The sequence below is a fragment of the Klebsiella sp. D-Nf1 genome (assembly GCF_002810515.1).
Taxonomy (GTDB): Bacteria; Pseudomonadota; Gammaproteobacteria; order Enterobacterales; family Enterobacteriaceae; genus Klebsiella; species Klebsiella variicola.
The window spans coordinates 1,792,338-1,815,431 of the sequence record NZ_PIOK01000001.1 but is presented as its reverse complement, the minus strand read 5'-3'; the positions used below and the strand labels follow the sequence as shown (position 1 = coordinate 1,815,431).

Annotated in this window: 22 protein-coding genes, 2 pseudogenes and 1 riboswitch; of the genes and pseudogenes, 13 read left to right on the top strand and 11 right to left on the bottom strand. The window is 56.0% G+C overall.

Annotated features, from left to right (window positions below; translation table 11 throughout):
• Positions 1-21: 21 nt before the first annotated feature.
• The 4 genes and pseudogenes from CWM54_RS08905 to htpX all read left to right on the top strand — a co-directional run bounded on the left by CWM54_RS08905 (position 22) and on the right by htpX (position 4,481).
• A pseudogene (locus CWM54_RS08905) lies at positions 22-535 on the top strand (GAF domain-containing protein).
• Positions 536-616: 81 nt separating this feature from the next.
• Positions 617-1,294, top strand: coding sequence for an RNA chaperone ProQ (gene proQ / locus CWM54_RS08900; RefSeq protein WP_008804278.1), 678 nt, complete (start codon positions 617-619; stop codon positions 1,292-1,294).
• A 19-nt stretch (positions 1,295-1,313) separates the two neighbouring features.
• A complete protein-coding gene (gene prc, locus CWM54_RS08895; RefSeq protein WP_074385467.1) occupies positions 1,314-3,362 on the top strand; it encodes a carboxy terminal-processing peptidase in 2,049 nt (682 codons plus the stop codon).
• Between the two features lie 234 nt (positions 3,363-3,596).
• Positions 3,597-4,481, top strand: coding sequence for a protease HtpX (htpX, locus tag CWM54_RS08890; RefSeq protein ID WP_008804280.1), 885 nt, complete (start codon positions 3,597-3,599; stop codon positions 4,479-4,481).
• A 69-nt stretch (positions 4,482-4,550) separates the two neighbouring features.
• On the opposite strand, the gene CWM54_RS08885 is transcribed toward htpX, so the two are convergent.
• Complete coding sequence (locus tag CWM54_RS08885) at positions 4,551-5,900, bottom strand: MFS transporter (RefSeq protein WP_100696777.1); 1,350 nt, start codon at positions 5,898-5,900, stop codon at positions 4,551-4,553.
• A gap of 177 nt (positions 5,901-6,077) precedes the next feature.
• Between CWM54_RS08885 and kdgR the strand changes: the two genes are divergently transcribed.
• Positions 6,078-6,869: a DNA-binding transcriptional regulator KdgR gene (kdgR, locus tag CWM54_RS08875; RefSeq protein WP_061154121.1), complete on the top strand. Its 792-nt coding sequence runs from the start codon at positions 6,078-6,080 to the stop codon at positions 6,867-6,869.
• A 58-nt stretch (positions 6,870-6,927) separates the two neighbouring features.
• Here kdgR and CWM54_RS08870 read toward each other — a convergent pair whose 3' ends face one another.
• A complete protein-coding gene (locus CWM54_RS08870) occupies positions 6,928-7,167 on the bottom strand; it encodes a YobH family protein (RefSeq protein WP_008804283.1) in 240 nt (79 codons plus the stop codon).
• A 159-nt stretch (positions 7,168-7,326) separates the two neighbouring features.
• Here CWM54_RS08870 and mgrB point away from each other — a divergent pair, with 159 nt between their 5' ends.
• The 7 genes and pseudogenes from mgrB to rlmA all read left to right on the top strand — a co-directional run bounded on the left by mgrB (position 7,327) and on the right by rlmA (position 11,585).
• Complete coding sequence (gene mgrB, locus CWM54_RS08865) at positions 7,327-7,470, top strand: PhoP/PhoQ regulator MgrB (protein WP_002911375.1); 144 nt, start codon at positions 7,327-7,329, stop codon at positions 7,468-7,470.
• Positions 7,471-7,544: 74 nt separating this feature from the next.
• Positions 7,545-7,835, top strand: coding sequence for a YebO family protein (locus CWM54_RS08860; protein WP_100675394.1), 291 nt, complete (start codon positions 7,545-7,547; stop codon positions 7,833-7,835).
• Between the two features lie 284 nt (positions 7,836-8,119).
• A complete protein-coding gene (locus tag CWM54_RS28515; RefSeq protein WP_165785796.1) occupies positions 8,120-8,329 on the top strand; it encodes a hypothetical protein in 210 nt (69 codons plus the stop codon).
• A 97-nt stretch (positions 8,330-8,426) separates the two neighbouring features.
• A pseudogene (locus CWM54_RS08845) lies at positions 8,427-8,498 on the top strand (DUF2627 domain-containing protein); the annotation flags it as partial.
• Between the two features lie 85 nt (positions 8,499-8,583).
• Positions 8,584-8,793, top strand: a complete 210-nt coding sequence (gene cspE, locus CWM54_RS08840) for a transcription antiterminator/RNA stability regulator CspE (protein ID WP_001062678.1) — start codon at positions 8,584-8,586, stop codon at positions 8,791-8,793.
• Between the two features lie 187 nt (positions 8,794-8,980).
• Complete coding sequence (gene ftsI, locus CWM54_RS08835; protein WP_061154123.1) at positions 8,981-10,729, top strand: peptidoglycan glycosyltransferase FtsI; 1,749 nt, start codon at positions 8,981-8,983, stop codon at positions 10,727-10,729.
• A 61-nt stretch (positions 10,730-10,790) separates the two neighbouring features.
• A complete protein-coding gene (gene rlmA / locus CWM54_RS08830; protein WP_100681205.1) occupies positions 10,791-11,585 on the top strand; it encodes a 23S rRNA (guanine(745)-N(1))-methyltransferase in 795 nt (264 codons plus the stop codon).
• 3 nt (positions 11,586-11,588) lie between these two features.
• Here rlmA and mntP read toward each other — a convergent pair whose 3' ends face one another.
• From mntP to manX, 5 genes are all read right to left on the bottom strand, one after another.
• Positions 11,589-12,155, bottom strand: a complete 567-nt coding sequence (gene mntP / locus CWM54_RS08825; protein ID WP_061154125.1) for a manganese efflux pump MntP — start codon at positions 12,153-12,155, stop codon at positions 11,589-11,591.
• Between the two features lie 117 nt (positions 12,156-12,272).
• Positions 12,273-12,375: riboswitch (yybP-ykoY riboswitch) on the bottom strand.
• 199 nt (positions 12,376-12,574) lie between these two features.
• Positions 12,575-13,033: a DUF986 family protein gene (locus CWM54_RS08820; RefSeq protein ID WP_100681204.1), complete on the bottom strand. Its 459-nt coding sequence runs from the start codon at positions 13,031-13,033 to the stop codon at positions 12,575-12,577.
• 62 nt (positions 13,034-13,095) lie between these two features.
• Positions 13,096-13,947, bottom strand: coding sequence for a PTS mannose transporter subunit IID (locus tag CWM54_RS08815; RefSeq protein ID WP_061154127.1), 852 nt, complete (start codon positions 13,945-13,947; stop codon positions 13,096-13,098).
• Positions 13,948-13,959: 12 nt separating this feature from the next.
• Positions 13,960-14,760 carry a PTS mannose/fructose/sorbose transporter subunit IIC gene (locus CWM54_RS08810; protein ID WP_004203359.1) on the bottom strand — a complete coding sequence of 267 codons (801 nt, stop codon included), beginning with the start codon at positions 14,758-14,760 and terminating at the stop codon, positions 13,960-13,962.
• Between the two features lie 56 nt (positions 14,761-14,816).
• Complete coding sequence (gene manX / locus CWM54_RS08805) at positions 14,817-15,788, bottom strand: PTS mannose transporter subunit IIAB (protein WP_061154128.1); 972 nt, start codon at positions 15,786-15,788, stop codon at positions 14,817-14,819.
• A 446-nt stretch (positions 15,789-16,234) separates the two neighbouring features.
• Here manX and yoaE point away from each other — a divergent pair, with 446 nt between their 5' ends.
• Entirely contained in the window at positions 16,235-17,794 is a 1,560-nt protein-coding gene (yoaE, locus tag CWM54_RS08800) for a CNNM family cation transport protein YoaE (protein ID WP_061154129.1), read from the top strand.
• Between the two features lie 33 nt (positions 17,795-17,827).
• On the opposite strand, the gene CWM54_RS08795 is transcribed toward yoaE, so the two are convergent.
• The 4 genes from CWM54_RS08795 to pabB all read right to left on the bottom strand — a co-directional run bounded on the left by CWM54_RS08795 (position 17,828) and on the right by pabB (position 23,046).
• A complete protein-coding gene (locus CWM54_RS08795) occupies positions 17,828-19,399 on the bottom strand; it encodes an EAL domain-containing protein (RefSeq protein WP_100681202.1) in 1,572 nt (523 codons plus the stop codon).
• A gap of 182 nt (positions 19,400-19,581) precedes the next feature.
• Entirely contained in the window at positions 19,582-20,946 is a 1,365-nt protein-coding gene (gene sdaA / locus CWM54_RS08790) for an L-serine ammonia-lyase (protein ID WP_100696775.1), read from the bottom strand.
• Between the two features lie 162 nt (positions 20,947-21,108).
• A complete protein-coding gene (locus tag CWM54_RS08785; protein WP_008804292.1) occupies positions 21,109-21,687 on the bottom strand; it encodes a CoA pyrophosphatase in 579 nt (192 codons plus the stop codon).
• A 3-nt stretch (positions 21,688-21,690) separates the two neighbouring features.
• Entirely contained in the window at positions 21,691-23,046 is a 1,356-nt protein-coding gene (pabB, locus tag CWM54_RS08780; protein ID WP_100696773.1) for an aminodeoxychorismate synthase component 1, read from the bottom strand.
• Positions 23,047-23,094: the final 48 nt, after the last annotated feature.

Here is a 23,094-nt window from a genome sequence, read left to right as displayed (position 1 = left end):
AGACAACCAAGTGAAGATATAATGAGCAAAACAGAATTTTACGCGGATCTAAACCGCGATTTCCAGGCATTAATGGCAGGTGAAACCAGTTTTCTGGCGATGATCGCCAATACCAGCGCGTTGCTGTTCGAGCGGCTGAGCGAAGTCAACTGGGCCGGTTTCTATCTTCTGGAAGGCGATACCCTGGTATTGGGGCCGTTCCAGGGCAAACTGGCCTGTGTGCGCATTCCGGTCGGTCGCGGCGTGTGCGGCGCCGCGGTGGCGCAAGCCCAGGTCCAGCGCGTTGAGGACGTGCATGCGTTTGATGGTCATATTGCCTGCGATGCGGCCAGTAATTCGGAAATCGTCTTTCCCCTGCGCGTGAACGACCAGATTATCGGCGTGCTGGATATCGACAGCCCGGCATACGGCCGCTTCACCGCTGAAGATGAGCAGGGGTTGCGCACGCTGGTCGAGCAACTCGAAAAACGTATCGCGGCCACTGATTATCAAAAAATCTTTACCCGTGTCGTGGGATAATCAACGGATAACGTAGCATTTAGCGAGGACGTCATTATAATGTCGCCTGTTCATGCCTGCGGCTTGTTGGCTACGTCCGTTGTAATCAGGAAATTTCATGGAAAATCAACCTAAGTTGAATAGCAGTAAAGAAGTTATCGCCTTTCTGGCCGAACGTTTCCCTCAGTGCTTTAGCGCTGAAGGCGAAGCGCGCCCCCTGAAAATTGGTATTTTTCAGGATCTCGTTGAGCGAGTGGGTGGTGAGATGAATCTCAGCAAAACCCAGCTTCGCGCTGCATTACGTCTCTACACGTCTAGCTGGCGTTATCTGTACGGCGTGAAAGCCGGCGCTATCCGCGTTGACCTGGACGGCAACCCGTGTGGCGAACTGGAAGAACAGCACATCGCCCATGCGCGTCAGCAGCTGGAAGAAGCAAAAGCTCGCGTTCAGACGCAGCGCGCTGCCCAGCAGGCGAAAAAACGCGAAGCCGCCGCCGCCGCAGGCCAGCAGGATGAAGGGGTTCGCCGCGAGCGTAAACCGCGTCCTCAGCAGCCGCGTCGTAAAGAAGGCGCTGAACAGCGTAAACCGCGTCCTGTTGCGGCCAAAGCCCCGCGTGAAGAGCGTCATACTCCGGTATCGGATGTTTCCGTTCTGACCGTCGGCCAGGCGCTGAAGGTAAAAGCAGGCAATAACGCAATGGACGCCACCGTTCTGGAAATCACCAAAGATGGCGTTCGTGTACAGCTGACTTCTGGTATGTCAATGATTGTACGCGCAGAACACCTGGTGTTCTGAAACGGAGGCCGGGCCAGGCATGAACACATTTTTTAAAATCACCGCGCTTGCGGGCCTGCTGGCAATAGCAGGCCATGCTTTCGCTGTTGATGAAATAACCCGAGCAGATCAAATTCCCGTGCTGAAAGAAGAGCCGCAGCACGCGACGGTGAGCGAGCGCGTGACGTCGCGCTTTACCCGCTCTCACTACCGTCAGTTTGATCTCGACAACGCCTTCTCGGCAAAGATTTTTGACCGTTATCTGAACCTGCTGGACTACAGCCATAATGTGCTGCTGGCCAGCGATGTGGCGAAGTTTGCGGCCAAAAAAGACCAAATCGGCGACGAACTGCGCACCGGGAAACTGGACGTCTTCTACGACCTCTACAACCTGGCGCAGCAGCGTCGCTTTGAGCGCTATCAGTATGCGCTGAAGGTGCTGGAACGTCCGATGGACTTTACCGGCAACGATAATTTCAACCTTGATCGCTCCAAAGCACCGTGGCCAAAAGATGAGGCCGAGCTGAACAAGCTGTGGGACGCCAAGGTTAAGTTTGACCAGTTAAGCCTGAAGCTGGCGGGTAAAGACGATAAAGAGATCCGCGACACCTTAACCCGTCGCTATAAGTTCGCGATCCGTCGTCTGGCGCAAACCAACAGCGAAGATGTTTTCTCGCTGGCGATGACTGCCTTCGCTCGCGAAATCGACCCGCACACCAACTATCTGTCTCCACGTAATACCGAGCAGTTCAACACTGAGATGAGCCTCTCTCTCGAGGGGATCGGCGCTGTCCTGCAGATGGATGATGACTACACCGTCATCAATTCGCTGGTGGCGGGCGGTCCGGCCGCGAAGAGCAAAGCGATCAGTGTCGGCGACCGCATCGTTGGCGTTGGCCAGACCGGGAAGCCGATGGTTGATGTCATCGGCTGGCGTCTGGATGATGTTGTCGCGCTGATTAAAGGGCCGAAGGGCAGCAAAGTGCGCCTTGAGATCCTGCCGGCCGGCAAAGGAGCCAAGACGCGTATCGTGACTCTGACCCGCGAGCGGATCCGTCTGGAAGACCGCGCGGTGAAGATGTCGGTGAAAACCGTCGGTAAAGAAAAAGTCGGCGTGCTGGATATTCCGGGCTTTTACGTTGGCCTGACCGATGACGTGAAAGTGCAGTTGCAGAAGCTGGAAAAACAGAACGTCAGCAGTATCGTCATTGATCTGCGCAGCAACGGCGGCGGGGCGCTGACCGAGGCGGTATCGCTCTCGGGTCTGTTTATTCCGTCCGGCCCGGTGGTGCAGGTGCGGGATAACAATGGCAAGGTCCGCGAAGACAGCGACAACGATGGCGTGGTCTATTACAAAGGACCGCTGGTGGTGCTGGTTGACCGCTTTAGCGCCTCGGCGTCTGAGATCTTTGCCGCGGCGATGCAGGATTATGGCCGCGCGCTGATCGTTGGCGAGCCGACCTTCGGTAAAGGGACGGTACAGCAGTATCGCTCGTTGAATCGTATCTACGATCAGATGCTGCGTCCGGACTGGCCAGCCTTAGGTTCCGTCCAGTACACCATCCAGAAGTTCTACCGCATTAACGGCGGCAGTACGCAGCGTAAAGGCGTGACGCCGGATATCATGATGCCAACCGGTAATGAAGATCGCGAAACCGGCGAGCAGTATGAAGACAACGCCCTGCCGTGGGACAGCATCAATGCGGCCACCTATGTGAAGTCCGGGGACCTGACCCCGTTTGGACCGGAACTGCTCAAGCGCCATGATGAGCGTATCGCGCAGGATCCCGAGTTCCAGTACATCATGAAGGATATTGCCCGTTATAACGCGATGAAGGACAAGCGTAACATCGTCTCTCTGAACTACGCCCAGCGTGAGAAAGAGAACGAAGAGGATGATGCGATTCGTCTGGCGCGGATTAACGATCGCCTGAAACGCGAAGGCAAGCCGCCGCTGAAAAAACTGGATGACCTGGCGAAGGATTACCAGGAGCCGGATCCGTATCTTGATGAAACGGTCCATATCGCGGTAGACCTGGCGCATCTTGAAAAAGCGCGCCCGGCGGTGGAACCGCCAGCCAGTAAATAAACAGCAAACGGGCACCTCTGAAGGTGCCCGTTTTTTTTGTGCTTTTGTCATTCCCGTTCAGCTCAACTAACAAAATGTCAACCTGCCCGGTCGCTGTCAGCAAGATGCTACAAAATGTAAAGTTGTGTTTTTATCGTGACTTAGCGGGGGCTGATGGTTGAAAATTGCAGTCTGACCCATACGATGTGGGTAATCGCATAGTGCGTTTTGTTAAATTGAGGTAAAAAGAAAATTATGATGCGAATCGCGCTTTTCCTGCTGACGAACCTGGCAGTGATGGTCGTGTTCGGGCTGGTGTTAAGCCTCACGGGGATCCAATCCAGCAGCATGACCGGTCTGTTGATTATGGCCCTGCTGTTCGGCTTCGGTGGTTCTATCGTTTCACTGATGATGTCGAAATGGATGGCGCTGAAGTCTGTGGGTGGGGAAGTGATCGAGCAGCCGCGCAACGAAACGGAACGTTGGCTGATGCACACCGTCGCCCAGCAGGCGCAGCAGGCGGGCATTGCCATGCCGCAGGTGGCTATTTACCACGCGCCTGATATCAACGCCTTTGCCACAGGCGCGCGTCGCGACGCCTCGCTGGTCGCCGTCAGCACCGGGCTGTTACAAAACATGAGTCGTGATGAAGCGGAAGCAGTCATTGCCCATGAAATCAGCCACATCGCTAATGGCGACATGGTCACCATGACGCTGATCCAGGGGGTAGTGAACACCTTCGTTATCTTTATCTCCCGTGTAATTGCCCAGATTGCGGCCGGTTTCCTCGGCGGCAACCGGGAAGATGAAGGGGAGAGCAGCAATGGCAACCCGTTGATTTATTTTGCCGTTGCCACGGTGCTGGAGCTGGTGTTCGGTATTCTGGCCAGCATTATCACCATGTGGTTCTCTCGTCATCGCGAGTTCCACGCTGACGCCGGCTCGGCGCGACTGGTGGGCCGCGAGAAGATGATTGCAGCCCTGCAGCGACTGAAAACCAGCTATGAGCCGCAGGAAGCCAGCAGCATGATGGCGTTCTGCATCAATGGTAAAGCGAAATCCATGAGCGAGCTGTTTATGACTCACCCGCCGCTGGATAAGCGTATTGAAGCCCTGCGTAGCGGTGAGTATCTGAAGTAATTCGTCGGTCCGACGCTAAAAATAAAAATCCGCAGCCCGAAAGCTGCGGATTTTTTTTGCCGCCGTTTATCAGGCTGCGCGCGGCTGGGTGACGCGCAGACCGCTAATCAATGCGGCAACGGTCGCCAGAATACCAGCCAGCAGCAGGGCAGTATGGGTGCCGCTGTTGCCGAGCAGGTTGAACAGCAGGGCGACCAGCGCCGCGCCGGTGCTCTGACCGAGCAGGCGGGCGGTGCCCAGCATCCCGCTGGCGCCACCGCTGCGATGACTCGGGGCCGAGGCGACAATCGTATGGTTATTCGGTGACTGGAACAGCCCGAAACCGGCGCCACACAGCGCCATGCGCCAGATGATATCCAGATCGGACGGCGACTCGGGCAGTAGCGCCAGGCCGAACAGGCCGCAGGCCATAATAAGCAGACCGATGGCCCCCAGCAGCCCCGCATGGCATTTCTCAATCAAATAGCCAGCCAGCGGCGCCATCACCATGGTCGCCAGCGGCCACGGTGTCAGCAGCAGGCCGGTCTCCACTTCGCTGCGTCCCATCATTGACTGCAGAAAGAAGGGCAGGGAAACCATCGCCAGCATCTGCGCGCAGAAGGAGCAGATGGAGGTGCAAATAGAAAGCGAGAAGAGTGGGATGCGCAGCAGGTCGACCGGCAGCAGGGGGACGGGCATGCTGAGCTGGCGGCGAACAAAGAAGAAGCCCACCACCAGCATGGCGGCCACTTCAGCCAGCACCAGTTGAAGAGACTGTCCCTGGGCGAACCCGCTGAGCGCAGTGATCAGCAGCCCGAAGGTGAGGGCGTTCATGATGGCGCTTGGCAGATCGAAGCGGATGATTTTGCTGCGTGCGCTGTTGGGCGGCAGAAAGCGCATGGCCAGAACAAACGCGACGATCCCCAGAGGCACGTTAATTAAAAACAGCCATTGCCATGAGGCGAGGGAAAGGATCGCCGCGGCGATAGTCGGGCCTGCCGCTGATGAGACCGCGACGACAAAGGAGTTAATGCCCATGCCGCGTCCGAGAAAGCGCTGCGGATAAATCAGGCGGATCAGCGCGGCGCCGCCCAGCCCCTGAGCGACGCGGGCGAAGGTCAGCATTTCGAGGCTACGCGACAGCGCGCAGGCCAGCGAGGTAAAGATAAACACCACCAGGCCTATCTTATAGATGCGGCGATAGCCGACCATATCGCCGAGGAAGGAGAGCGGCAGCAGGGCGATAACAATGGCGATTTGGTAGGCGTTGACGATCCAGATTGACGACGCCGGCGAGGCGTTAAGATCGCTGGCGATGGTCGGGAGCGCGACGTTGGCGATAGCCCCGTCGAGCACGGCCATGGTCAGCCCAAGCACGATGGTCAGAATGGCGCCATAGCGTTGCGGCAGCGGCACGCCATCGGAAGAATTTTTATCCATGGTGAATATAAGTCTTAAATGAAACGGGTTTTTGAATGATGAGTTTAGCATTGATTAATCCGCAGTATGTCGCAGATTTGTAACGAAGTGGCAGAAGAATGATTGCGGCGCAGAGGCGGCGAATTTATAATAAAAACCGGTTCTAAATTTTATAAAACAGTTACGACGAGGTGATAAATGGCAGGTGCAGATTTGGATAAACAGCCAGATTCTGTCTCTTCGGTATTGAAGGTTTTTGGCATCCTACAGGCGCTGGGTGAAGAGCGTGAAATTGGCATTACCGAACTGTCCCAGCGCGTCATGATGTCGAAAAGCACCGTTTATCGCTTTTTACAGACCATGAAATCACTGGGCTATGTGGCACAGGAAGGGGAGTCAGAGAAATACTCCCTCACGCTCAAGCTGTTCGAGCTGGGCGCACGTGCGCTGCAGAACGTCGACCTGGTGCGCAGCGCGGATATTCAGATGCGCGAACTCTCGCGACTGACGAAAGAGACTATTCACCTCGGCGCGCTGGATGAAGACAGTATTGTCTACATCCACAAGATTGACTCAATGTACAACCTGCGGATGTACTCACGCATTGGCCGCCGCAACCCGCTGTACAGCACCGCGATCGGCAAGGTGCTGTTGGCCTGGCGCGATCGCAGTGAAGTTGAGCAGATCCTCGAGGGCGTGGAGTATAAGCGCAGCACCGAGCGGACGATCACCAGCACGGAGGAGCTGCTTAAGGTACTGGATGGCGTGCGCGAGCAGGGATATGGCGAAGATAACGAAGAGCAGGAAGAGGGGCTGCGCTGCATCGGAGTCCCGGTGTTCGACCGTTTCGGCGTGGTTATCGCCGGACTGAGCATCTCTTTCCCGACGCTACGTTTCTCAGAAGAACGTCTGCATGAATACGTGGCGATGCTGCACCAGGCGGCGCGTAAGATTTCTGAGCAAATGGGATACAACGACTACCCGTTCTGACGCGGTAGCTGAAACATCCGGTGAGCGCGGTGCTATTGTCGCGCTCGCCGGACCAATTTTAACCGTTATCAACCACGGTTGCGCTTTTGCGCAGAATGGGACAGTTACTGACGCCGATCACACCGCTGTTGGAATGCACATAAAGTGCGGTACTGACCCCGCGGGCGGTGAGATACTGACACTTAAGACCCAGACCACCGACGTTTTCTTCACTGTGGAATAATACGCCATAGCCGCTTAATAATACGCCAATCCATAAGATAGCCACGACGACAATAGTACGAATGATTAATCGCATTGATGCCTCATTATTTGTATGATCCTTGCCGTGATTTTGACACGAACACGTTTTGAAACAAGTCGATGATTCCTAAACTTGCCTTTCGTATTACAGTTAGCCGCGGTTTAAGAAGGCCGTGTTATCCTGGCGACATAAAGTACTAAAGCGGAGAGTGGAGTGAAAAAATTACGGTGGGTTTTACTGATAGTCATCATAGCAGGCTGCCTGTTGCTGTGGACTCAGATGCTTAACGTAATGTGCGACCAGGATGTTCAGTTTTTCAGCGGCATTTGCACTATCAATAAATTCATCCCGTGGTAAGACATTTTTCTGACGACTGATTTCCTTCTGCGGTGTGGGTGGTAGAATGAACGCCTTCTCTTTGAGGTGGTGAAATGAGTGAGTTACTAAATCCTGGGATCTTAAATCTGGCATCGCTGGCCGTGTCCGTCGCGTTGCTGCTTGTCGGTCTGTTGTTATGGTTCTTCGTCAACCGCGCCAGTTCGCGGGCGAACGAGCAGATAGAACTGCTGCAAGCGCTGCTGGATCAGCAAAAGCGGCAGAATGCGCTGTTACGTCGCCTCTGTGAGGCCAATGTGCCGGAAAAAGAGGACGTGGCTGAGCCAACCGTCGCGGGTAAGGCGAAAGGGGAGGATGAGTTTATCCGCCTGGTGGCAGAGCGCTAAGTACCTCGACAGGTGTGCATCATAAGGTGCGCACCTGCATGATAGCTGGCAGTAATATCTTATTCTTATTCCATTATTCCTTTCTCAGCGCAATATTCTCTTTATTACACGCTGTAAATAAAGTCATCCCCGCCACGTTTATTGCTATGGAATGTGACACTGTCATCATTTTTTCATTATTAAGGTGCAGAATTAGCACTATTTTTAGCGTGGCGACTAACAGGTTTTATTATCACTACACTGGCGCGGCTTTAGCGATTTTTCGTCTGCTGTTATGACTAAATATGCGCATCAATATTCATCACCTTCAGCGTGCCGCCGTCAGTATGGCGGTTCGTATACGTACATACCTGGACGAAGCGAAGTTGTTGAGCTATGGTAAAAAAGTTGCAGTAATGAGGCAGCAACCAGGTGATATTAGCGAACGCTATAGTGCCTTGCCAGGGGCGGCAAAGACGCATAAATGTGCAGGCGATCAAATGATTACCTTATAATTTGTGCGAACGATCGTGACACGTTTAAAAATGGCTTGCCATTATTTACGTAGTATGTGATAACACGTTTCGGGTTAAACGAGGTACAGTTCTGTTTATGTGTGGCATTTTCAGTAAAGAAGTCCTGAGTAAACACGTTGTCGTTGAATACCGCTTCTCTGCCGAACCTTAAATTAGTGCCTCATGCAGTTATGTGTCAGTTTTATCTATGTAAACGCCAGCAGGCGAAGAAAACAGTCTAAGGAATTTTGCAAATGGCAAAGATTAAAGGTCAAGTTAAGTGGTTCAACGAGTCTAAAGGTTTTGGTTTCATTACTCCGGCTGATGGCAGCAAAGACGTGTTCGTACACTTCTCCGCTATCCAGGGTAACGGCTTCAAAACTCTGGCTGAAGGCCAGAACGTTGAGTTCGAAATTCAGGACGGCCAGAAAGGTCCGGCTGCAGTTAACGTAACTGCTATCTGATACAAGACCACTCTTCTTGTATAAAAGCCTCGCCTGCGCGGGGCTTTTGCGTTTTTATTGCAAAGCATGTCATTTTACCCCCTCCTGTCGCGTCTTGTTGCAAATACTCAACTTTATTAGCATTGTGTAGCAGTCTGTTTTGCTAATTTTCTGTTAAATCAGATGGTTGCAAAATAATGCCGGAGCTATGGTGCTAAAGAAAAAAATGAAGTCCTCCGCCAGCTTTACCCCGATTCGCTTCGGGTTACTGTGTGTGGCCATTCTCGGTTGTCTGGGACTGCTGCTGGCCCGCGTGGGCTGGCTGCAAATTATCTCTCCCGATAATCTGGTAAAACAAGAAGATATGCGTTCTCTGCGCGAAGAGCCCGTGGCGGTAGAGCGCGGCATGATTAGCGACCGTGAAGGCCGGCCGCTGGCGGTGAGCGTACCGGTCAGCGCTATCTGGATCGACCCACAGACTACCATGGAAAAAGGTGGGGTTGGCTATGGTCCTCGCTGGCAGGCAATGGCCGAAGCACTGCATCTCAACCTCGGGGAGCTGGCCCAGCGGGTACAGAGCCATCCGCACGCCCGTTTTCTCTATCTGGCGCGTCAGATCAATCCGGAGCAGGCGGAGTGGATTGATAAACTGCATCTCCCGGGCGTCTATCTGCGCGATGAATCGCGACGTTTCTATCCGGCAGGACATGTGGCTGCCAATCTGCTGGGCTTTACCAACGTCGATAATCAGGGCATCGAAGGGGTGGAGAAAAGCTTTAATGCCCAGCTGACCGGCAAACCCGGCCGACGTCTGGTGCGCAAAGATAAACATGGCAATGTTATTGAAAATATTACCGAAGTGCCGCCAGTCCCGGCGCACAACCTGCAACTGAGTATTGATGAACGCCTGCAGACAGTGACCGAAGATGCCCTCGACAATGCTGTTCGCTGGAATAAGGCAGAATCCGGGGCGGCGGTGTTGATCAAAATTGATACCGGCGAGATTCTGGCGATGGCCAGCTACCCGGACTTCAATCCGAACAATCGCGATACCGCGACGCTGGATGATTTCCGCAACCGCGCCATCAGTGACACCTTCGAACCCGGGTCGACCGTTAAACCGCTGGTGATCATGACCGCGCTCCAGCAGGGGATTGTCCAGCCGGACAGCGTGGTAGACACCCATCCGTTTGTCCTCGACGGCCACCGTATCCGTGATGTTGGCTATTATCCGGAGCTGAGTCTGACCGGGATCCTGCAAAAATCCAGTGATACCGGCGTGTCGCATCTCTCGCTCGCTATGCCGGTGCAGCATCTGCTTGATACCTATCAGGCATTCGGTTTCGGCGAGCCGACCGGATTGGGGTTGACCGGCGAAAGCGCCGGGCTGATGCCGCATCGTCGCTACTGGGGGCAACTGGATCGCGCCACCTTCGCGTTCGGCTATGGATTAATGGTGACGCCGCTCCAGCTGGCGCACGTCTACGCGACTATCGGCGGTTTCGGTATTGAACGACCGTTGTCGATCACCCGCATCGATCCGCCGGTGATAGGCACACGGGTGATGCCGGAGAACATTGTTCACAGCGTGGAGCATATGATGGAGAGCGTGGCGCTCCCGGGCGGGGGCGGGACCAAAGCGGCGGTGCGCGACTATCGGGTGGCGGTAAAAACCGGGACCGCGAAGAAAATCGGCCCGGACGGAAAATATATCGACAAGTATGTGGCCTATACCGCCGGTGTGGCGCCCGCCAGTCGCCCGCAGTTTGCCCTGGTGGTGGTGATGAACGATCCGAGCAATGGTTCCTATTACGGCGGGGCGGTGTCCGCGCCGGTCTTCAGCCAGATCATGGGCGATGTCCTGCGGCTGGAAAATGTGATGCCGGACGGTATGCCGCAAGGGGCGGAGAATCTGATCGTGATGCACGACAGCCATCCGCTGGCACCGGCGCTGTAACAGTGGTCTGCGGGGGCGAATAGCGCTACACTTTCGCCCTTTCAGCGACACCGGAGCCGTCATGTCATACAGTTGCCCCCTTTGCCACGCGCCGCTATGCCGCAGCGACAACCACTATTCCTGCCCGCAGCGGCATCAGTTCGATCTGGCGAAAGAGGGATACGTCAATCTGCTACCGGTGCAGTTCAAACGGTCACGCGATCCTGGCGATAGCGCAGAGATGATGCAGGCCCGGCGGGCGTTTCTGGATGCGGGTCATTATCAGCCGCTACGGGAGGCGATCGCCGAGCGGCTGCAGCACTACGCCCCAGCGGACTTACTGGATATCGGCTGTGGCGAAGGGTATTACACCCACGCGTTTGCCGCCATCGCCAGCCGCAGCTGGGGGCTGGACGTGTCGAAGCCGGCGATTCGCGCGGCGGCAAAACGCTATCCTGAGGTCAGTTTTTGCGTGGCCTCCAGCCAGCGCCTGCCGTTCTCCGACGCCAGTTTCGATGCAGTGGTGCGCATTTACGCGCCCTGCAACGCCGAAGAGCTGGCGCGGGTGGTGCGTCCTGGCGGATGGGTAATCACTGCCACGCCGGGTCCACGCCATTTACTGGAGCTGAAAGGGCTGATTTACGATGAAGTTCGTCTTCATGAGCTGAAGACGGAAGCGATGCCGGGGTTCCGCCTGGATGCTCAGCAGCAGCTGGCCTATCCGATGACGCTGACCGGTGATGAAGCGCAGGCGCTGCTGCAGATGACGCCGTTCGCGTGGCGGGCAAAACCCGAAGTGCACGCCGCGCTGCGTCAGCAGGCGACATTTGGCTGCCAGACCGATTTCATGATCCATTGCTGGCAGCGAGAGGCATAAGGCTTAGCCGGCGAAATGGCTCCAGAGGATTTCGCTGCCGATACCAATCAGCACAATACCGCCGAGAATTTCGGCCCGTTTGCCCAACAGCGGGCCGATAAAGCGACCGACCATGATCCCCAGCGTCGACATAAGAAACGTCGCGCAACCGATCGCCAGCGCGGTGGTCACAATGCTGACCTGCAGGAAGGCCAGACCCACACCAACGGCCATTGCGTCAAGGCTGGTGGCGAAGGCGGTGGTGACCAGCAGCCAGAAACCATGACGGCGAGGTGCTTCACACACCTCGTCGCTGTCGCCGCGAAAACCTTCCACGATCATTCGCCCGCCGAGAAACACCAGCAGAATAAAGGCAATCCAGTGGTTCCACTCGAGGACAAACTGGCTGGCCAGCATGCCGAGTCCCCAGCCGACCAGCGGGGTCAGGGTTTCGATGGCGCCAAAAATCAGCCCGGTACGGATGGCTTCTGAGAATTTAGGTTTGTGCAGGGTGGCACCCTTGCCGATAGAGGCCGCGAAGGCGTCCATAGACATGCCGAAGGCAAGAAGAATGGTAGCGGATAAATTCATGTGCGTGTCCTGACCGGGGATAATCCATATGACACATCGCTGCCCCCAGTAAATATACGCGGAGCCGCTCAATGGCTGAGCAATACGTACAGCAGTGATGTATCTATGGTCTCGCCTGATTGAATCACTTCAACCCGTACGTGCCACGTTTTGCAACGAGTATGTTGACACGTACATTTCCTGGCAAACAGGAAATCGGCTACTCCCCAACGACGGGCGCAACCTTAACATATTTTTAGAATATAAAACAATAACAGAAGACGGCTATTTTAATAACCAAATGATAACGATTTTCATTTGAATTTATAAGTAAATAAATAGTTAATAAAAAAGGGGAGAGGAGGCGGGGAAATATAGCCATGGCTATATGTTTTTCCAGACGAACGCTGGAAAGATATAGCGCTGGCTATATTCTTAACTCATTGAGTTGAAAGGAGGAGTTTGTATATCTTCTCCAGATCGTCGATATTTCGTACGCGAATAAGCAGCCGCCGTTGCTCTAATTGCATCACCAGCACGCCGTCTTCGGATAAATTCATCTCTTTAATTCGCTGATATTCTATCCACACGTTGGCGAAGAAAAAGCCGCGCGATTTAAAAATGATTTTCGGTGTGCGCATCCAGAATAAATAGAGACCCATCAGCGCCAGGGCAGATAATAACCAGGTGGTGATCGCGGTGCCGTTCTGGGTGATGTTGTTATAGATCAGAATGGCGGTGAGGCCGACAAAGATCAGGCCGTCAACACGGCTGCGGCGAAGCAGGGGGATGGCCAGCAGCACCGGGCCGTTCCGCCTCGGCATAATGAACTGGTCGTACACCGCGTAGGCCAGTAGCGCAAGGATAAACAGAAAGATCACCAGGTCCGTGAATGTCATTGCTTTGCGTTCCTCCTGATAAAAAAAAGCCGGGGGCAAGCCCCCGGCGTACAGCTTGAAAATTACAGACCCAGCAGGCCGACCGCGTAGCCCGCGATACCGATGACGAAGAAGCCAACGATGATCCACAGCGGGTTAACTTTCTTGCGCAGCAGCCACATACACGCGAAGGTCAACAGCAGCGGCACCAGGCCCGGCATCAGCTGGTCGAGGATGGTTTGCACCGTGGTGACGTGAACCTGTCCGTCAGAACCGGTGATTTTTGACACCACCAACGGAATGTTCACGTGCGTCCACTTGTTAACCAGTGCCCCCATCACAAACAGGCCGAGGATTGACGCCCCCTCAGTCAGTTTCTGCAGGAAACCGCCGCCCATGTCCTTCACGATGTCCACGCCTTTACGATAACCGTAGGCAACGCCGTAGTAACGGGTCAGCAGACGCACCGCGTTGAACAGGATAAAGAACAGCAGAGGCCCGAGCAGGCTACCGCTCATCGCGATCCCAGCGCCTAAGGCCGCGAACACGGGACGCACAGTACCCCAGAAGATCGGGTCGCCGACGCCGGCCAGCGGCCCCATCAGACCGACTTTGATGCCGTTGATGGCGCCATCGTCAATCTCTGCGCCATTGGCGCGCTGCTCTTCCATTGCCAGCGTTACGCCCAGTACCGGAGCGGCAACGTAAGGATGGGTGTTGAAGAACTCAAGGTGACGCTTAATCGCCTGCTTACGCGCATCGTTGTTCTCCGGGTACAGGCGACGGATCGCCGGAACCATAGAGAAGCAGAAGCCCAGCGCCTGCATACGTTCGAAGTTCCATGAACCCTGGAACAGGTTAGAACGAATGAACACGCCACGAATATCACTCTGAGTGAGTTTTTTCTCGGTGGTATTTTTAGTCATATCAACCATTTCGCTCACCTGTTAGTCCAGTTCGTTATCGAGATCGTTGTTACCAGCCGCCTGAGCCGGCGCACCGGCAACGCGGTTATATTTCGGGCTCAGCTGGATGTAGAGGATAGCCATGACCGCACCAATCACACCCAGAGCCACCAGGTTGAAGTTGGTGAAGGCGGCGGTGACGAAGCCGAGGTAGAAGAACGGCATCAGGTAGCCTGCGCGCATCATGTTGATGACCATCGCATAACCGACAACCACGATCATACCGCCGGCGATGTTCAGACCGCTGGTGACCACTTCAGGGATCGCGTTCAGCAGGCCCTGGACTTCGCTGGTACCGACGGAAATCGCCACGATAACGGCCGGGATAGCGATACGCATCGCCTGCAGGAACAGGGACGAGACGTGCAACCACGACAGGGCGGTCAGGTTGCCATTCTCCGCCGCTTTATCCGCCGCGTGCTGGAAGGCTACGGTGATGGTACGAACGATAATGGTCAGCACCTGGCCTGCCGCCGCCAGCGGGATAGCCAGCGCGATACCGGCACCGATGCTCTGATGGCCGGCAATAACCAGAACGGTGGAAATAATGGACGCCAGTGCGGCATCAGGGGCAACCGCCGCACCGATGTTCATCCAACCCAGGGCGATCATTTCCAGCGTACCGCCGATGATAATACCGGTTTTCATATCGCCGAGAACGGCACCGATCAGCGTACAGGCGACCAGAGGACGGTGGAACTGAAATTCATCAAGTACCGACTCCATACCCGCAATACACGCGACGATGAACACCAGCACAATCTGAAGAAGGGTAATCTCCATTGTACTTCTCCTGTTGATTAAGTCTTAAAGTGAAAACTGGGGCGCGATCGGCAAGGTTATTTATCAGCCTTAGCGATCAGATCCATCATTTTCAGTTTCGGGTCGGTGGACACTTTACGTGCCTCCAGCTCGATACCGCGTGCGTTCAGTTTTTTAAACGCCTCAATATCTTTAGCATCGACGGAAATCGCGTTGTTAACCTGGGTTTTGCCCTGGCGGAACGCCATACCACCGATGTTGACGCTGGTGATTTTCACGCCGCCCTCGACGATACGCTCAACGTCAGTCGGGTTAGTAAACAGCAGCATAACGCGCTGTCCGGCATACTTCGGGTTGTTGTAGACGCGGATCATTTTAGCCACATCCACGACGTGGGCGGTGACGCCTGGCGGCGCAACCTGAGTCAGCAGGGTTTTGCGCACGGTATCCGCGGCGACTTCGTCGCTGACGACGATGATGCGGGTGACGTTGGTCTCTTTGGTCCAGCGGGTGGCGACCTGACCATGGATCAGACGGTCGTCAATGCGCGCGAGGCCAATCACCATGTAGTCGTTCGGGCCCATCGGTTTGGCCGGCGCGGCGGCTTTTGGCGCCGCGGCAGGGGCTGGCGCGGGAGCCGCTTTTTCTACCGGTTTGGCCTTCAGCGCTTTCACGCCTTCGCTACCGGTCTCTACCGCTAAGGCGACCAGTTCATCAAACGAAGGGTCGTCATCGCGGGCCATGAAGGTTTCCACCAGCATCGGGATGTTGACGCCAGCGATAACTTCGTAATGCTCTTTATCGACGACAATGCGGCTCGCAGCGTTGAACGGGCTGCCTCCCCATGTATCGACGAGAAATAGCACGCCTTTACTGGTATCCAGTTTTGCCAACTGGGCATTGTATTTCTCGATCAGCGTTTCGGCGTTTTCACCCGGAACGAAATCGATCCAGCCAACGTTTTCCTGCTCGCCCAACAGCATCTCTGCTGTTTTCAGCAGCTGTTCTGCAGCCCAACCATGTGTGCCTATTACAATAGCAATCGTCACTTGCTACCTCCTTTATTATCGTGAATGCATCATCTGCTTTGATACATCCTGAATCACTCTTGAGGACAAAATCGATTCAGTTAGGGTGTAAGATAGAAAATAGTTACTACCGCGAATTATTTTAGACAGTGAAAAAATAATTAATGTGATGAAGATCCGTTAATCAGGCATCGCCTGGTAATAATTTTGCAGCGCAAAAAATAGCCTTAGTTATTGCAAATTCAGGTAAATTTTTTCCAATTTCGATCTATATTTTGCTATGTTTAACTTCCGTTTAATTACTCAGGAGTATAGGGCATAGCCCGCAGTATGGACCGTCATCGACGTCTTTTCACTTTCTGGCACCAGGTTGCCACCTCCACGCATCACGCTTTTCTCTCAGCACCTATTGTCGCGCCCATGCATGACATGGCGATGACTCAGCTTGCCGCTAACCGGAGTCGTACATGGAATTGTTAATGGATCCCTCAATCTGGGCCGGCCTGTTGACGCTTATCGTTCTGGAGATTGTGCTCGGTATCGACAACCTGGTGTTTATTGCCATCCTGGCGGATAAACTGCCGCCGAAACAGCGTGACAAGGCCCGACTGATCGGCCTGTCGCTGGCGCTGGTGATGCGCCTGGGGCTGCTGTCGGTGATCTCCTGGATGGTGACCCTGACGAAGCCGCTGATTACCATCGCCGATTTCTCTTTTTCCGGGCGCGACCTCATCATGCTGCTCGGCGGGATCTTCTTGCTGTTTAAGGCGACGACCGAACTGCATGAGCGGCTGGAAAACCGCCAGCACGATGCCGGTCACGGTAAAGGGTATGCCAGTTTCTGGGTGGTGGTACTGCAGATCGTGGTGCTGGACGCCGTCTTCTCTCTGGATGCGGTGATCACGGCGGTCGGGATGGTTAACCATCTGCCGGTGATGATGGCGGCGGTGGTGATCGCCATGATCATGATGCTGCTGGCGTCGAAGCCGTTGACGCGCTTTGTCAACCAGCACCCGACGGTGGTGGTGCTCTGTCTGAGCTTCCTGTTGATGATCGGCCTGAGCCTGGTGGCGGAAGGCTTTGGCTTCCATATTCCGAAAGGGTATCTGTACGCAGCGATCGGTTTCTCGATCATCATCGAGTTCTTTAACCAGGTGGCGCGGCGCAACTTTGTACGACATCAGTCGACGCTGCCGCTGCGTGCCCGTACCGCGGATGCGATCCTGCGTCTGATGGGGGGCCGGAAACAAGCCTCTGCTAGCCATGACGCCGACAGCCCGGCAGCCATACCGGTCCCGGAAGGGGCGTTTGCCGAAGAAGAGCGTTACATGATTAACGGCGTGCTGACGCTGGCCCAACGCTCTCTGCGCGGTATTATGACCCCGCGCGGGGAAATCAGCTGGGTTGACGCTGAACAGAGTGACGATGAAATTCGTCGTCAGCTGCTCTCGTCGCCGCACAGTCTGTTTCCGGTCTGCCGCGGAGAACTGGATGAAATCATCGGTATCGTGCGGGCGAAAGAGTTGCTGGTGGCCCTGGAGGCGGGTGAGAACATTGCGGCGCTGGCCTCTGCCTCTCCGGCAATTGTCGTCCCGGAAACGCTGGACCCGATCAATCTGCTCGGGGTTCTGCGCCGTGCGCGCGGCAGCTTTGTTATCGTGACCAACGAGTTTGGCATGGTACAGGGGCTGGTGACGCCGCTGGACGTCCTTGAAGCCATCGCCGGTGAATTCCCGGATGCCGATGAGACGCCGGAGATCGTCATTGACGGCGATGGCTGGTTGATCAAAGGGTCGACCGACCTGCATGCGCTGCAGCAGGCGCTTGGACTGGATGCGCTGGTCAATGAAGATGAGGATATTGCCACGGTGGCCGGGTTGGTGATCGCCGTCAATGGCCATATCCCGCGCATTGGCGACACCGTGTCGCTACCGCCGCTGCAGTTTACCGTGGTCGAAGCGAATGATTACCGGGTCGACCTGGTCCGCGCGGTGGTCACCCGTCCACTGAGCGACGAAGAAGAGTAATTGCCCTGCTCGTCGGCCCCTGGGGTCGGCGAGCTATTCTGCCCACTCGGTTTTCTGTCCCTCTCTGTCTGCCAGCCACGCCGGAAACGCCTCAACAGGCATCGGCCGGGCGTAATAAAATCCCTGCAGTACATCGACGCCGTGGCCTCTGAGGTAGCTTTCCTGCTCCAGCGTCTCCACCCCTTCGGCAACGGTAACGATATTCAGACGATCGGCGAGGGCAATAATAATATCCGTCACCGTGGCATTGACGCTGTCTATCCCGACTGAACTGGTAAACGAGCGGTCAATCTTCAGCACGTCCGGACGCAGTTTTTCCAGCCACGAGAGCGAGCTGTTACCGGTGCCAAAATCATCTATCGCCAGCTGAACCCCTTTGAAGTGCAGATGTTCAGCCATGTGCTGGTCGCCATCCTGCAGGACATCGCGCTCGGTGAGCTCGACCACCAGCTGCTGTACCGGGTTGACGCTAAACCAGTAATTGTGCAGGTCGCGGAGCAGTAAACCATTGGCAAAGTGACGGGCGGCGACATTAATCGCAATATGAAAATGGCGGTCGCTGGGGAAAGCGTCCAGGCGGCGGGCGGTTTCGGCAATCACGTAGCGGGTGAGGGGAATGATCAGATTGTCCCCTTCGGCGATGGGAATAAACACTTCTGGCGAAATCGCCCCGCGGCGGGGGTTGTTCCAGCGCAGCAGGATTTCCACCCCGCAGCAGCGTCCGCTGCGCGCATCCTGCAGCGGCTGGCACCAGAGCGTAAACTCCCGGGCAGAGATGCCGAGACTTATCTCTCGCGAGAAACTCATCCTGCCGGCGGTGGCCAGCCAGGCGATGCCGGTCATCAACAGGCTGAAGATAAGGGCCAGCGGCAGCTCACCAGGCAGCTCCTCCAGCGCGATAGTCGAGGCGCCCGGACCGTTAATGTTGATGGTAAAGGGAAATTCTGTGGAGCGCTGGCGATAAATCACCGACGCCTGCGGGGCGTGCGCTTTGTCAATCAGGCCGAGTCCGCTGATAAAATAATGGTCGCCAACCTGCAGGCTGACGTCACTGATCAGGGGCGATTTTTCCTTGAGAATTAAGGTTCCCAGCAGCTCGATGTTGACAATTAACATCACGCCGTCGAGGCCGCTTTCCGAGGCAGGATACCACTGGATCAGCACCGGCGTGCCTTTGAGCAGTGAGTTGTCGGTAGAAAAGAGCAGTAAGGGGTGGTGAGCCGGAAGGGCGGGCTGCAGCTGGTGCAGATCCGCCTGCCGTTGCCCAAAGATACTGGAACAGTAGATCATCCCTGACGCCACCAGCGCGACGGAGCGGACCGTCTGCAGCGAGGCCGCCATTTTGCGCAGCGTGAGATGAATATCCATGCAGGGTTTGTCGACCAGGGAGAGTAGCGTCGCCCGCTCTGCACTCAGCGGACGCAGGATATTATTCAGCGCCGTGACCCGCTGGCTGGCGGCAGTACGAATATACTCTTCATTTACGCTACGCTGTGAAATAAATCGGATAGCTAAGGTGGTACCCAGGGTTAGCAAGGCTACCAGCAGGCAGACAATAATGCGTTTGCGACGATAGGCCGTAATGACTTTTTGTGCAGTCTGCATGTGCGACACCCTGTCGACAGGACGAGTGGTTAAGCGTGGCTTATTTAATAGAGCAATTGTAGTGGCAGAATATCGCCAGGTATAGAAAAAAGAAAATGCGCCGGTGAAGGCGCATCAGGGAGCTGTCAGTAACCCATGTTGTCCCCCTGCGCGCTTTGCGGGCGCAGGGGAAGGCGAACAGTTTAGTCACACTGAACTTTAATCGCCAGGCCGCCGCGTGAGGTTTCGCGATACTTGGCGTTCATGTCTTTGCCGGTTTCGTACATGGTCTCGATCACTTTGTCGAGCGAGACGCGCGGTTCGCTGGTACGGCGCATCGCCATTCGCCCGGCATTGATCGCCTTGACAGAGGCAATGGCGTTACGTTCAATGCATGGCACTTGCACCTGGCCAGCGACCGGGTCGCAGGTCAGGCCGAGGTTGTGTTCCATGCCGATCTCCGCCGCCACGCAAACCTGTTCCGGGCTGGCGCCGAGCAGTTCAGCCAGACCTGCCGCCGCCATCGAGCAGGCAACGCCCACTTCACCCTGACAACCGACTTCCGCGCCGGAAATGGACGCATTCATCTTGTACAGCGCGCCGATCGCTCCGCAGGCCATAAAGTAGCGAATATAGATCTCCGGACTGACGGACTCGATAAAGTGATCGTAATAGGCGAGTACGGCCGGAACGATGCCGCAGGCGCCGTTGGTCGGCGCGGTCACTACGCGGCCACCGGCGGCGTTTTCTTCATTGACCGCCAGCGCGAACATATTGACCCAGTCAACGACGTTCATTGGATCGCTGGAGAGCTTATCGCTGGCCACCAGCAGACGACGCAGCGCCGAGGCGCGACGCGGCACGCGAAGCGGACCCGGCAGCACGCCCTCGGTGTTCATCCCGCGGTCGATACAGGCGCGCATGGTCTGCCAGACGTTGGCGAAATAGTCCTCGATCTCTTTTTTGCTGTGCAGCGCCAGTTCGTTCTGCATCACCATGCCGGAGAGCGACAGGCCGGTCTCTTTACAGTACGCCAGCATTTCCTGTGCCGATTTAAACGGGTAGGGAACCTGCAATTCGTTGGCGTCTTCTTTGCCGAAGTGCTCTTCGTCGACGATAAAGCCGCCGCCAATCGAGTAGTACGTTTTGCTGTAGATCTCTTTCTCGCCGGCCCAGGCATGAATGGTCATGCCGTTTTCGTGCAGCGGCAGATTGTCACTGCGAAAACGCATGCCGTCATCGGCCGGGAAGTCGACTTCGTGCTGCCCGTTGGCCAGCAGCAGTCGGCCGCGCGCCTCGACGTCACGGATAAATGCCGGGATCGCGTCAATATCGACCGTATCGGGCTGATTGCCCGCCAGTCCCATGATAATAGCGATGTCCGTATGGTGGCCTTTGCCGGTTAATGACAGTGAACCGTAGACGTCAACCGCCACACGGGTCACCGCATTAAGCAATCCTTTTTCGACCAGGTCATCGACGAACTGTTTACCGGCCTTCATCGGGCCAACAGTGTGGGAAGATGAGGGACCAATCCCCACCTTGAACATGTCGAATAGACTAATCACGATAATACTCCTGACAGGGTTACCGCGGGTGCGGTAACGATGTAATAACTGCGCATAGTGTAAGAGGGAAGCGCGCTGCCAGTTGAACTATTCACATGAATTAAACTAATGGATAACCGCGATTTTACTAATAGTGAGAGCGCTCTCTCATAAACAGTATAGCTAAGGTCGAGCGCCAATTTGCAGCGCCAGTTCGCGAATGATCCCGGCGGTCATTCCCCAGACAAAATAATGCTGGTACCAGGAGAGCCAGACGCGGTGGTCGTTACCCCGACGGTGGATGTCGAGCGGATGGTAGCGCCCCAGGCGCAGGGCTTCGGCGAGCGGCATTTCGAATACCGCTGAGACTTCGTCCTGACTGGCGTGATAGTGCAGATTGGGGGGAATAATGCCCACCACTGGCGTCACCTGAAAACCGGTAACGCTGTCCACCGGCGGCAGAACGCCGATCACCTCGACGGCTTCCGGCGGGATCGCGACCTCTTCCTGGGCTTCGCGCAAAGCAGCAGCGATAAGCGTCGCATCGGTATTATCTACCGCGCCGCCGGGAAAGGCGACCTGACCGGCGTGCTTGCGCAGCAGCGGCGAACGCTGGGTCAGCAGCAGGCCGGGCTGCGGGCGGCGCACGATCGGCACCAGCACCGCCGCCTGCCGCTGATTGAGCGCATGGCGCGAAGGCTGGGGGCGCAGCAGCTGGAAGCGGGACAGAAAATCATCCAGATTGAGGGCGTGGTCCGCCATGGTCTAGTTCTCCAGTTGGTGCAGGATACGATTAACTTTATCAAAAGTTTCCTGATATTCCGCATCTTCCTCGCTGTCCGCGACGATACCGCCCCCGGCGGAGCAATACAGTTGCCCCTGCCAGGCCGTCAGGGTGCGAATGGTGATGCTGGTATCCATATTGCCGCAATAGCTCAGGTAGCCAATGCTCCCGCACCAGGCGTTACGTCGCTGAGGTTCCAGTTCATCAATAATCTCCATCGCCCGGACCTTCGGGGCGCCAGTGATAGACCCCCCGGGGAAGGCGGCGCGCAGCAGATCGCTGGCGTGCAGCGTCGCCGGTAAGCGGGCGGTGATGGTGCTGACCAGATGATGGATCGCCGGGAACGGCTCCACCACGAACAGCTCGGGTACCCGCACGCTGCCCGGCACGGCGACGCGGCCGATGTCGTTGCGCATCAGGTCGACAATCATTAAATTCTCGGCGCGGTCTTTCGGCGAATTCGCCAGCTTCTCAGCCTGCCGCGCATCTTCCTGCGGCGAATCGAGCCGTGGCAGGGTGCCTTTTATCGGGCGCGTCTGGATCTCTCCCTGGCGCAACTGAATAAAGCGCTCCGGCGACAGGCTTAAAATCGCCCCTTCCTCGAGGCGAATAAAGGCGCTAAAGGGGGCGCGGTTGGCGGTATTCAGCTGGCGGAAGGCCTGCCATTCATCACCGACGTAGCGGGCCTGAAAACGCTGGGCGAGGTTGACCTGATAGCAGTCGCCGCTGTGCAGATAGGCCTGCACCTGGCGAAATTTCTCGCCGTACTGCTGGCGGCTCATATTTGACTGCCAGGCAGAGGTCAGGGTGAAGGGTTCCCTCGCCGGACGTGATTGCGCCTGCAGCCACTGCAGGCGCTGCTGCGGATCGTCATAGCTGAGCAGCGAAATTTGCTGGCGCTGATGGTCGACAATCAGCGCCCAGTCATAGATCCCCACCGCCATATCCGGCAGCGCGATATCGGCCTGCGCATAGTCCGGAAGTCGCTCAAAGCGGCGGCCCAGATCGTATCCGAATAGCCCCAGTGCGCCGCCAAGAAACGGCAGATCGTCATCGGGCTGTGGCGTGAACGGTTGACGATCCAACTGCTGTTGGAGCAGTTGCAGCGGATCTTCCGTGGAGACCAAAACGGTTTCGCCGTCATCGACCCACGTCTGTTCACCGCGCGTCAACAGCGTGGCGCGCGGGGCAGCCACCAGAATATCAAAGCGGTTATGGGGATGGTCGGCAAAGCCGGAATGCAGCAGCATCGCCCAGGGCAGGGCGCTTAACGGCGCAAAATAGTGTTCGGCCGCATCCGGGCGCCAGGGCAGGGTAATAATCGCGGGGGACAACATCTTTCTCGATCCTGAACGTTGCCATCCCTCTGGCGTAGGCGGGGACGG